An 11,417-nucleotide genomic window follows, 5' to 3' on the forward strand; every position below is an offset into this window, starting at 1 on the left:
ACCTCCAAGTTGTTCTCGATTCGATTTTAGGCTCATGTGATGTGGGGCACAAAGACGTTGCCAAAGATACGGCGTTCTTAGTCTTTGATCATAAAAACTCCTGTTTAAAAATCGTGTCGTTCACTTGAAGCTTTCATTCTCTCCTGTGGATGTGTGTTAATGGAACCATCTGCTCTTGTTGAAGCGTATTCAGCTTTTGCTCTAGGTTCACCCTGAAACTTATTCTTATTTTGGTTTGGGAATCCTTGTTTTTTGTTCCGCATGCGAATACCTCCTAATCAAATGAGCCCGGCGTATTTGCGCCCGATTTTTTTCGAGCGTGCTCGAAAATCTTCCTTTAAAAATCGTGGCATCCGCCGGAGGCTTTAAATTTTTTTCAGCCAGTTTTAAACCTGTATTTATTTGATTTTCTAATTGGTTTCATCCTACCACTAAGTAGGAAGTAGGACTTATACTGAAAAAAATTAAACTGAGTTGGACACCGTGTAAAAAGGGAAATAATCGCCTTTAAACACGTATTACTAGTATGGAGTTCTTGCCTTCTTAACATGTAAAATGGATGACGTGAATTAATGGAAATCCCCATAACATTGATTGTTATGGGGAAATGGGTTAGCTTGGAATGAGCTCAAGTTTTTTACGAAGCTTTTCTTCGCTAAAAATCCAGCCAGTATAGGATGTTATAATATTTAGATCAAGGTCTAACTGAACGACCGCTACAAATGGATAATGCCCTTTACTTCGATAACGAAGATCTATAAAGCGAACCTCGTAATGATCATCATACTCATCGATTTCCCATCGATAAACAGGTGAGAAGTGAAGGAATGCAGCTAGGTTCTTGTCCTTTTTCGCAGCATTTATAACAGGCGTATCAGGAATTGGGCGTTTTACAAATTGATCATGTAAAATGATTTCCTTGTTTTTGGCACGTGCGACATAAAAATATCTTTTAGTCACGATCGCAATATGCCATTGACTAAATCGATAGGTTGGCGAAATAATGATTTCTTTAATTTCGTCTTCGATTTTTGCACGAACTGCTGCCTCAACCTTATTTCGCATTCGAAACCGGATGATATAATAGACAAAAAGGATGGTATAGACCGAAAAGAAAGTAACTCCTGGATGCAACCCAAGTTTCCAAACAATTATCCCTGCTAAATGCATGAGGAAAATAAATGGATCAAATGTGTTGATAACGCCCAACGCTACCCATTTATGTGAAAAGGGACGCAATGCCTGTGTTCCATACGCATTAAAGATATCGACAAACACATGGAGGATTACACCGATAAAGGTCCACATCCAAAGATGAAATAAATTCGCTTCGGGATAAAAGAAAAATAGAGCGCCGGTGATTAATAACGGCCACAGTAATACAGCTGGAATGGAATGTGTAATTCCACGGTGATTTTTTATATAATTGGCATTGTTTCGCAATTTAAGGATGGTATCAAGGTCTGGTGCCTGTGAACCAATTAGCGTTCCAAAGATAACGGCATGAGTAGTAGCGGGGTTAACTGTGACAGCTGGGTCGAGAGTGGCGATACCACCTAAAGCAAGACCCATAACGACATGTGTTCCTGTATCCAAAATGGAACCTCCTTTTTGTAACGTTCCTAAGATTAATGTAACCAATTTTCACTTTTAAGATAAATTATTTATAACTTTATTCAGCAGGGCTGAATAAAGTTACAGACTCCAGCGGATGTCACGATTTTTCAAAAGAGTTTTTCGAGCAGTAAGATCAAAGACTAAAAACGCCACATCCTGTGGGCATAAAATCGGTGCGCAAAATACGTCAAGACGTATTTGATTTATAATAACACCTTGTGAATGGGAATGGTATTAATTAATGAAAATGTTAGAAAATTTTTCGATAAATGAATTTCAAAAGGATTTAATTGAGTGGTTTGAAAAAGAACAAAGGGACCTTCCTTGGAGGCGCGATCAGGATCCGTATAAAGTATGGGTTTCTGAAATCATGCTTCAGCAAACACGGGTTGATACGGTTATTCCTTACTTTGAGAATTTCGTTTCCAAGTTTCCGACCATCGAAGATCTCGCTAAAGCAGAAGAAGAAAAAGTACTCAAAGCTTGGGAAGGTTTAGGGTATTATTCTCGAGTGAGAAACCTTCATGCCGCTGTTAAAGAAGTGGCTGAAACCTATGATGGCAAGGTTCCAAACACAGTGGAAGAGATATCAAGTCTAAAAGGTGTCGGGCCATATACAACTGGAGCAATTTTAAGTATCGCTTATGGGATTCCAGAGCCTGCCGTCGATGGCAATGTGATGCGTGTTCTTTCAAGGATTTTATCCGTATGGGATGATATTGCGAAACCAAAAACCCGCCAGTTGTTTGAGGATATTGTAAGAGAAATTATTTCAAAAGAAAATCCATCCGCTTTTAATCAGGCTTTAATGGAATTAGGAGCATTAATTTGTGTTCCCGGAAACCCAGCATGCTTATTATGTCCGGTTCAAGAGCATTGTAAAGCTTTTGCTGAAGGTGTTCAGAAAGAACTCCCCGTAAAAAGTAAGAAAAAGTCCCCAACCGCCGTTTCAATGGCAGCTGTAGTTTTAATGGACAAAGAGGGTCGATTTTTAATTCATAAACGTCCTGAAAAAGGACTTCTGGCAAATCTATGGGAGTTTCCAAATCACGAAACGATTTCAGAACTGCAAGCTCCAAAGGAACAGCTTATTGAATTTATAAAAAATAACTATGAAGTCGATTCAAAGATTGGCCAAGCATTTACAACAATTCAGCATGTATTTTCCCATTTAATATGGAATATCACTGTTTTTGAAGGGGAAATCGAAGGCACAGTCAAAGAAACCGACAGTTTAAGGCTGGTTAGTTTAAAGGAATTAGAGGAATATACATTCCCCGTTTCCCATCAAAAAATATTAAAAAGCTTTCTCACTCGGTGAGAAAGCTTTTTTGATCATGATTTTTGGTCTAGCTCCAGGCGCCATCGACTCCCTGGTCTAGCCATCGCTTCGGAAGTCAAATTACGCCTTCCGTCAGCGCTTTTCTTATGCTTGTCGTCTAAGGCTGAGCGCCTTGCACTTTTCTTTCAGTCGTACGACATTCTAATATCACTGGTATAGTCATGGTTACGATGGAAACCGCCTCTGGCTTGGATTTCTTGGATGATTTCACGATGAAGGGATTGACCCTCCGCATTTAAATATGGAACAATTTGCTGAAAGGAATGGTGAAAAAAAGCAAGCTCGCTTTCCTTCCATTCATTTTTTGGGAGCATTGATAAATGAGTCATGTCACGACCAGCATACATCTTCAATTACCCTCCTTTAAAAATCCTTTGTTCAATTAATAAGATTATCCAATTGTTGAAAAATTATCCTACTTATTTAGTAATTTTAAAATTATTTTTAGGGATATTACATTCACTTCTTGGACAAATTAATGGTCGTGGAGGTGATAACAATGGCTAAACAACCAAACAAGTCTTCAGCTGGAACAAACATTCAGCAAGTAAGACAACAAAACGCTCAATCTCAAGGTGCTGGTGGTCAATTCGGTACTGAGTTTGGTAGCGAAACAAATGCTCAAGAAGTAAGAGCTCAAAACCAAAAGTCTCAGTCTAACAAAGGACAAGGCTAACATAAACTAAATATTTAATACTTAACAAAAAACACTTCCATGCATTTGCTGGAAGTGTTTTTCACTTTTTGCGTCTAGCTACAGCGCCTAGCCCCTGTAGGTCACAAGCCAATCTGTCGAGAAGGTTAAAGAACAACCTTCTAGCCAGCCGTCATGTGCTTGTCGGACTTGCACAGGACAAGGAAAGCCTCGACAGCATAATCATCGCACGAAGAAAATGCATTGCATTTTCGAGGAAGTGCTGACATCGACGTTTGCCACAGGACGTGGCAGAAGTTAGTCGATGTTCCCCTATCGAGGCGCTGAAGCTTTTGTTTTGACAAAACCTCCTATTTCTCTACATAGAAAGACAAAGGAAATTGAGTCTATTTACAGAAATAATAGGTTATAACAATAAGTATAGTTCATAGACAATAGGAGGATAACATGATGAGCAATTTTAATGACCTTGTTGGTGAACAATTGAAAACAATGGACAAGCTACTTTTCATTCAATCCGAAATTGAAAGATGTCAGGAAATTGAGGCTCAAATTTTAGAACTTCAAAAAGAAACAGAACTCGAAATGATACAAGAAGAGATTAAGCGGATGCAGGAAGAACTTATGCAAATTCATGACTTATTCCAAAAACAAACCGAAGAAGTCATCCAATCTTATCAGGGTAAAATCCATCAACCTGTGTAAACAAAAGGGGTCATCGAAAAATAACGATGGCTCTTTTGTTTAACTTTATTCACCTCTTGGGTGAATAACATTAAAGCCTCCGGCGGATGCCACGGATTTTCAAAGGAAGCTTTCCAGCATTAACTGGCACTAAGCCTTCATGGAAGTGCCAGTAAAAGCCTGAGAAAGTGAACGAAGACTAAGAACGCCACGTCATGTGGCAACGTCTTCGTGACCCACTTCCTGTGGACCTCAACTAACAATCTGTGCCAAATGCATCTACAGATTGAAGTTTCACTCTATCTCGCATAGGCTCAAAGACTAAGAACGCCACGGCCTGATGTCTTCGTCTTTGTGACCCAATTCGTGTCGGCCTAAAAAATCTGGGCGCAAATACGACATGTCGTATTTGATAAAATATAGAATGAACCGTTATAATAATAGAAAAAGGTTTTTCTTTGTTGTAGACAAAGCTGCCCAAAAGTGAAAGTAGGGAGAGAGAATGGGTATTCCCATGGAAGGAGACAAAATACAAATCCATAGCTATAAACATAATGGTCATATTCACCGTGTTTGGGAAGAAACGAGAGTGCTAAAAGGAACACAAAGCCTTGTTATTGGAGGAAATGATCGCACAACCGTGACAGAATCCGACGGTCGTACTTGGATTACACGTGAACCGGCCATATGTTATTTTCATGCGCGCCATTGGTTTAATATTATCGGAATGATACGTGAGGACGGAGTGTATTATTATTGCAATATCAGTTCACCTTTTATTTCCGATGACGAAGCATTGAAATATATTGATTATGATTTGGATATTAAAGTATTCCCGGATATGACATTTATCCTTTTAGACGAGGATGAATATGAAAAGCACCGTCGTGAAATGAACTATCCTGATGTAATCGATAAGATTTTAAAGAATAATGTGGACAAGCTAATCCAATGGATTCGAGGACGTAAAGGTCCCTTTGCACCAGACTTTATTGATATCTGGTATGAGCGCTATTTAACCTACAGAAGTTAAATATATTAAGCAGAAGTCCCTGACTTCTGCTTAATATATTTAAGCCTCCGGCGGATGCCACAGATTTTCAAAGGAGACTTTCCAGCGTTAACTGGCACTAAGCCCTCATAAATGGCAATTTCCAGTAAAAGCCTGATTGGTTCAACTAACAATCTGTGGCAAAAGACGACCACAGATTGAAGTTTCACTGTATCTCGCATAGGATCAAAGACTGAGAACGCCACGGCCTGATGTCTTCGTCTTTGTGACCTATCTGGTGTGGGCCTAAAAAATCTGGGTGCAAATACGCTAAGGCGCATTTGATTTATTATCAAAGCTGTTGAAAATAGCGACAGGTTTTCAACATTTTAATAGCACAACAACTTGAAGGAAGGTCAGAGGTTTGGGGAGTACTAGACGTTATATGAAATTCGTGAAACCGTATCGGTTTCAAATCTTTATTACGATTATCATTGGAATTATTAAATTTTCAATTCCGATGCTCACACCATTATTACTAAAATATGTTTTGGACGATGTCATCGCAGCAGATTTAGCACAAGATGAAAAACTGTCCAAGCTTTTCCTTGCGATGGGAATCATGCTCTTCATTTTCCTTGTACTGCGACCGCCAGTTGAGTACTATCGTCAATATTATGCACAATGGGTCGGCAGTAAAATTCTCTATGATATCCGTGATCAGCTATTTGACCATATTCAAAAGCTGAGTCTTCGGTATTATGCCAATACTAGAGCCGGTGAAGTAATTTCAAGAGTTATTAACGATGTGGAGCAAACGAAGACTTTTGTAATTACTGGATTGATGAACTTGTGGCTCGATCTTTTTACAATCGTTATAGCAATCGTCATCATGCTGACATTAGATGTTCCATTAACAATTGTGTCCATCATTTTATTCCCACTCTATGGATTTTCGATTAAATATTTTTATGGTAGACTGCGCCATCTTACACGAGCTCGTTCACAGGCATTAGCAGAGGTGCAGGGATATCTCCATGAACGGGTTCAAGGGATTCCTGTTATCCGTAGCTTTGCGATTGAAGATCATGAACAAAAGCTTTTTGATAAGCAAAACAGTAATTTTCTACAGAAGGCATTGGACCATACAGGCTGGAATGCGAAAACTTTTGCGGTCGTGAATACAATTACCGATATCGCACCACTTCTTGTGATTGGGTATGCTGGGTATCAGGTCATTCAAGGGGATCTAACGGTAGGTACGTTAGTTGCGTTTGTTGCATATATAGACCGACTTTATAATCCGTTAAGACGGCTCGTGAACTCATCGACAACATTAACGCAGGCACTTGCGTCAATGGACCGTGTTTTTGAATTTATTGATGAAAAGTATGATATCGTCGATAAACCAAATGCGGTTGAATGTAAAAATGTATCCGGGAATATGAAGTTTGAAAATGTTTCATTCTCCTATGGGGATGATGACAATGATCAAATTGTATTGAAGAATATCAATTTAGATATTAAAAGCGGGGAAAAGGTAGCCTTAGTTGGCATGAGCGGTGGTGGAAAATCAACTCTCGTGAGCCTAATTCCGAGGTTTTATGATGTGACAGAAGGAAGAATTCTATTAGATGGGACTGACATACGTTCCTATAAAGCTAGAAGCCTCCGTGATAAAATTGGGATGGTACATCAAGATACCTTTTTATTCAGTGAATCAGTTAAGCATAATATTCTTCTTGGAAAACCAGACGCAACCGATGAAGAAATTATTGAAGCAGCCAAAGCGGCGAATGCTCATGAATTTATTGAAAATCTCCCACATGGCTATGATACTAAAGTAGGGGAAAGAGGCGTAAAGCTATCAGGTGGTCAAAAACAAAGGATAGCAATTGCACGTGTTTTCTTAAAAAATCCGCCATTATTGATTTGGGATGAGGCGACTTCTGCATTGGACCTTGAAAGTGAACACCTGATTCAGGAATCACTAGAGGAACTTGCGAAAAATCGAACGACCTTCATCGTTGCGCACCGGTTATCAACCATTACACATGCAGATAAAATTGTCCTCATTGAACATGGGGAAATCGTAGAAATTGGAACACATGCTGAATTAATGAGCAAAAAAGGTCATTATTACGATCTGTTCCAGGTTCAACAACTAGATGATTAAGGAAAATGGACGCGGAGATTATACTCTGCGTCTATTTTTTTCGACATTTTTCTCAATTTACATATGATATTTGTTATTTCCAGGGAAATGGTGTCGGAAAATAGCGGAATATTTCATTCGAATCTCGAAGCCTTTTTTTACAATGAGGTAATAATTGAGACAACTTTTTAATAAATCTTCTTGTAAAGGCAGGTGTAATGGATGGGTGAAAAAATAATAGAGGTGAAGGGTCTCCGTACCTCCTTCTTTACGGATGAAGGGGAAATACCAGCAGTGGACGATGTTGATTTTCATATAAACGAAGGCGAAATTTTAGGGGTAGTCGGAGAATCAGGCTGCGGAAAGAGCGTCACATCTTTATCCATAATGGGACTAGTTCCAACTCCTCCAGGAAAAATAGTCGGTGGCGAGATTATTTTTAATGGTGATAATCTCGTTCATTTCTCTGAAAAAAAGATGCGTCGAATTCGAGGAAATGAGATTGCAATGATTTTTCAGGAGCCGATGACATCACTAAATCCACTGTTTACGATTGGTGACCAGATGGTAGAGGGAATCAAGATTCATTTGAAATTGGACAAGAAAAAATCCCGTCTAAAGGCAATTGAAAGCATGAAACGGGTCGGTCTCCCACGGGCAGAAGAATTAATAAATGAATACCCACATCAACTATCAGGAGGCATGAGGCAAAGGGTGATGATTGCAATGGCAATGGCTTGCAACCCAAAACTATTAATCGCCGATGAGCCGACAACTGCCTTAGACGTTACGATCCAATCACAAATTTTAAAGCTGATGAAGGAATTGAATGTAGAAATGAATACGGCCATCATGCTGATTACCCATGACTTAGGTGTCGTTGCCCAAATTTGCGAGCGGGTCGCTGCCATGTATGCCGGAAGGATTGTGGAGGAAGGGAAAGTCTCGTCCATTTTTAAAAATCCAAAGCACCCATATACGAAAGGATTATTAAAATCAGTACCCGATATTCGTAAGAAAAATGAGCGGCTTTATTCGATTCCCGGGAATGTACCAAGGCCTGGCTCGATTACACATGGTTGTCGGTTTGCAGAACGTTGTGAGTTTGCATTTGAGCGCTGCTTTTCAGAAAATCCTGAGCTTTACGATGTCGACGATAAGGGGCATCGTGTTCGCTGCTTTTTACAAATTGGTGGGGAGGAAAGCCATCGTGACACAGCCTTTACTACAAGTCCATAATTTAAAAAAGTATTTCCCGGTTAAGGGCGGAGTGTTTGGAAATAAGATAGGAGACGTCAAGGCGGTTGATGGACTCTCCTTTTTTGTGAATAAGGGTGAAACACTTGGAATCGTTGGGGAAAGTGGATGTGGAAAGTCCACAACCGGAAGACTTATTTTACGGCTCTTGGAACCAACGGAAGGTCAGGTTCTTTTTGAAGAGAAGGACGTAACGAATCTATCAATGTCTGAAATGAGAAAGCTAAGGCGTGACATGCAAATCATTTTTCAGGATCCATATGCTTCCCTTAATCCAAGACATACAGTCGAAAAAATACTAGAGGAACCCCTGATTGTTCATGGAATAGGCGATAGGAAGGAAAGAAAACGAAGAGTACAAGAAATGCTAGAGGTGGTCGGCTTAAGCAGTTATCATGCAAAGAGATATCCGCACCAATTTAGTGGGGGTCAGCGTCAACGCATTGGTATTGCAAAGGCGTTAATGACGAATCCTTCCTTAATTATCGCAGACGAACCAGTTTCTGCACTTGACGTATCGATTCAGTCACAGGTATTAAATCTCATGGAGGATTTGCAAAAGAAATATGGCCTGACTTATATATTTATTGCACATGATTTAGGGGTAGTGCGGCATATAAGTGATAGAGTGGGCGTCATGTATTTAGGAAGGATCATAGAATTAACAGATAGCGAGAAGCTTTATAAAAAGCCACTTCATCCATACACAGAAGCACTATTAGAAGCTGTTCCGATTCCAGACCCTGATTATAAAAACGAGACAATGGGCATTACCGGGGAGATTCCAAGTCCAACCAATCCACCTGCTGGATGTGCGTTTCATACAAGATGTCGGAGCTGTATGGCAATATGCAAAACGACACGCCCTGAATTTAAAGAGGTAGAAGAAGGTCATTTTGTTGCTTGTCATCTCTATTAATGACATACAACATTCATGATAAAAAAATGCTTTAAAGGGGGAATTGCTTTGTTGAAGAGGAAAGGCCTATTACTCTCACTTCTATTCCTACTCCTGATATCAACAGCGTTAGTTGGCTGTAATGGAGGAAGTGAAAAAGGAAATGAAAGCCCGAATAAAGGAGAAAAACCAGCAGGAGAAACGCCATCAGAAGAAGTGCAAAAAGAGCTCGTATTTGGACGTGGTGGGGACTCCGTTTCGCTGGACCCAATTTCAACTACAGAGGGGGAAACCTTTAAGGTAACGGTTAATATCTTCGAAACCTTAATTAACTATGGAGAGCAAGATACAACATTACATCCAGGTTTGGCAACTGAATGGACACCTTCCGAGGATGGTCTCGAATATACGTTGAAGTTGCGTGAAGGGGTTAAGTTCCATGATGGATCAGACTTTAATGCAGAGGCAGTGGTTAAGAACTTTGAGCGTTGGATGAATGGCGATTCAGATCAATTCNNATGTTTGGAGGATTTAAAGGGGATGAAGGTCATGTGATTAAAGAAGTAATCGCAGAGGATGAATATACGGTTAAATTCACGTTAAATCGTCCGCAAGCACCTTTCTTAAAAAACTTAGCAATGTCTCCGTTTGGTATTGCAAGTCCAGCTGCCCTTGAGAAATTTGGGGATAATTTTATGAAAAATCCAATAGGTACTGGTCCATTCAAATTTGTAGAATGGAAAGAAAATGACCGAATTATCATAGAAAAGAATCCAGATTATTGGATGGATGGCTATCCGAAGCTAGATAAAATTATTTTTAGATCCATCCCTGAAAACTCCGCACGCTTAAATGCATTGCTTGCAGGTGAAATTGATTTAATGGATGGTGTGAATCCATCTGACCTTGAACAAATTAAAGGGAATCCGGACCTTCAAACCTTTGAGCGTCCTTCAATGAACATTGGCTACTTAGGATTTACAGTGAATCGACCACCATTTGATAACAAGCTCGTACGTCAAGCATTAAACCATGCTATTGATAAAGAGGGGATTATTGCAGCATTCTACGGCGGCCTTGCAGAGCCTGCAAAAAATCCACTTCCACCAGCATTAGAAGGCTACAATGATGAGATTGATCCATATCCTTACGATTTAGATAAGGCGAAGGAATTATTAGCTGAAGCAGGCTTCGCTGATGGATTTGAAATGGATCTGTGGGCAATGCCTGTACCGCGTCCTTATATGCCAGATGGTATGAAAGTAGCAGAAGTCATTCAATCTAGCTTCGCCGAAATCGGCGTAAAAGCAGAAATTAAGTCTGTTGACTGGGGTACGTATTTAGAGCAAGCGGCTAAAGGAGAATTTGATGCATATATGCTAGGTTGGACAGGGGATAATGGTGACCCGGATAACTTTATCTATACATTATTAGATAAAGATAGCATTGGAAGTAATAACTATTCTTATTACAGCAATGACGAGCTTCATGATATTTTAATTGAAGCCCAAACCATTCCGGATCAAGAACAACGTAATGTATTGTATAAAAAAGCGCAAGAAATCATCCATGAGGATTCACCTTGGGCACCACTTGTTCACTCAACACCATTACTTGCTGGTAAAAGTAATCTTAAGGGATTACTACCACACCCAACTGGATCCGATATTTTAACAATGGTTGAGTTCGAATAAAGGTGAGATGTAAAGGGGAGTTTTTTAACTCCCCTTTACTTTAATCAGTCAGGATTCTAATCCCGACTGATCAAAGTAATGCCTCCGGCGGATGCAACAGATTTTTAAAGGAAACTTTCCAGCA

General features: G+C 39.7%; 10 protein-coding genes and 1 pseudogene. 8 read left to right on the plus strand and 3 right to left on the minus strand.

What is annotated here, in order from left to right; all coding sequences use genetic code 11:
* Positions 1-104: 104 nt before the first annotated feature.
* Both V7147_RS08950 and V7147_RS08955 read right to left on the minus strand, forming a co-directional pair.
* A complete protein-coding gene (locus V7147_RS08950) occupies positions 105-263 on the minus strand; it encodes a small, acid-soluble spore protein K (RefSeq protein WP_335367510.1) in 159 nt (52 codons plus the stop codon).
* 349 nt (positions 264-612) lie between these two features.
* Positions 613-1,596, minus strand: a complete 984-nt coding sequence (locus V7147_RS08955; protein WP_335367511.1) for a metal-dependent hydrolase — start codon at positions 1,594-1,596, stop codon at positions 613-615.
* Between the two features lie 262 nt (positions 1,597-1,858).
* Between V7147_RS08955 and mutY the strand changes: the two genes are divergently transcribed.
* Positions 1,859-2,938 (plus strand): A/G-specific adenine glycosylase, encoded by a 1,080-nt coding sequence (gene mutY, locus V7147_RS08960; protein ID WP_335367512.1) that lies wholly within the window; start codon positions 1,859-1,861, stop codon positions 2,936-2,938.
* Between the two features lie 146 nt (positions 2,939-3,084).
* On the opposite strand, the gene V7147_RS08965 is transcribed toward mutY, so the two are convergent.
* Positions 3,085-3,306, minus strand: coding sequence for a cytosolic protein (locus V7147_RS08965; protein ID WP_335367513.1), 222 nt, complete (start codon positions 3,304-3,306; stop codon positions 3,085-3,087).
* Positions 3,307-3,458: 152 nt separating this feature from the next.
* On the opposite strand from V7147_RS08965, the gene V7147_RS08970 reads away from it, so the two are divergent.
* The 7 genes and pseudogenes from V7147_RS08970 to V7147_RS09000 all read left to right on the plus strand — a co-directional run bounded on the left by V7147_RS08970 (position 3,459) and on the right by V7147_RS09000 (position 11,293).
* Positions 3,459-3,635, plus strand: coding sequence for a gamma-type small acid-soluble spore protein (locus tag V7147_RS08970; RefSeq protein WP_335367514.1), 177 nt, complete (start codon positions 3,459-3,461; stop codon positions 3,633-3,635).
* A 429-nt stretch (positions 3,636-4,064) separates the two neighbouring features.
* Positions 4,065-4,319 (plus strand): YgaB family protein, encoded by a 255-nt coding sequence (locus tag V7147_RS08975; protein ID WP_335367515.1) that lies wholly within the window; start codon positions 4,065-4,067, stop codon positions 4,317-4,319.
* 481 nt (positions 4,320-4,800) lie between these two features.
* The gene (gene ntdP / locus V7147_RS08980; RefSeq protein ID WP_136379427.1) at positions 4,801-5,331 is read left to right on the plus strand and encodes a nucleoside tri-diphosphate phosphatase; all 531 of its coding nucleotides are present in this window, start codon (positions 4,801-4,803) and stop codon (positions 5,329-5,331) included.
* Positions 5,332-5,713: 382 nt separating this feature from the next.
* Entirely contained in the window at positions 5,714-7,465 is a 1,752-nt protein-coding gene (locus V7147_RS08985) for an ABC transporter ATP-binding protein (protein ID WP_335367516.1), read from the plus strand.
* Between the two features lie 201 nt (positions 7,466-7,666).
* On the plus strand, positions 7,667-8,683 hold the full coding sequence (locus V7147_RS08990) for an ABC transporter ATP-binding protein (RefSeq protein ID WP_335367517.1): 1,017 nt from the start codon (positions 7,667-7,669) through the stop codon (positions 8,681-8,683).
* Positions 8,655-9,620, plus strand: coding sequence for an ABC transporter ATP-binding protein (locus V7147_RS08995; RefSeq protein WP_335367518.1), 966 nt, complete (start codon positions 8,655-8,657; stop codon positions 9,618-9,620). The genes V7147_RS08990 and V7147_RS08995 overlap by 29 nt, the downstream gene beginning before the upstream one ends.
* Before the next feature lie 51 nt (positions 9,621-9,671).
* Positions 9,672-11,293 (plus strand): annotated as a pseudogene (locus tag V7147_RS09000) (ABC transporter substrate-binding protein).
* Positions 11,294-11,417 lie beyond the last annotated feature (124 nt).

Source organism: Bacillus sp. JJ1521 (genome assembly GCF_036965165.1).
Classification (GTDB): Bacteria; Bacillota; Bacilli; order Bacillales; family Bacillaceae_L; genus Ferdinandcohnia.

Bases quoted from the DNA above. Each gene is read 5' to 3' on its own strand.
- V7147_RS08990 (WP_335367517.1), top strand. From the start codon at position 7,667: ATGGGTGAAAAAATAATAGAGGTGAAGGGTCTCCGTACCTCCTTCTTT.
- V7147_RS08975 (WP_335367515.1), top strand. From the start codon at position 4,065: ATGAGCAATTTTAATGACCTTGTTGGTGAACAATTGAAAACAATGGAC.
- mutY (WP_335367512.1), top strand. From the start codon at position 1,859: ATGAAAATGTTAGAAAATTTTTCGATAAATGAATTTCAAAAGGATTTA.
- ntdP (WP_136379427.1), top strand. From the start codon at position 4,801: ATGGGTATTCCCATGGAAGGAGACAAAATACAAATCCATAGCTATAAA.
- V7147_RS08970 (WP_335367514.1), top strand. From the start codon at position 3,459: ATGGCTAAACAACCAAACAAGTCTTCAGCTGGAACAAACATTCAGCAA.
- V7147_RS08950 (WP_335367510.1), bottom strand. From the start codon at position 263: ATGCGGAACAAAAAACAAGGATTCCCAAACCAAAATAAGAATAAGTTT.
- V7147_RS08965 (WP_335367513.1), bottom strand. From the start codon at position 3,306: ATGTATGCTGGTCGTGACATGACTCATTTATCAATGCTCCCAAAAAAT.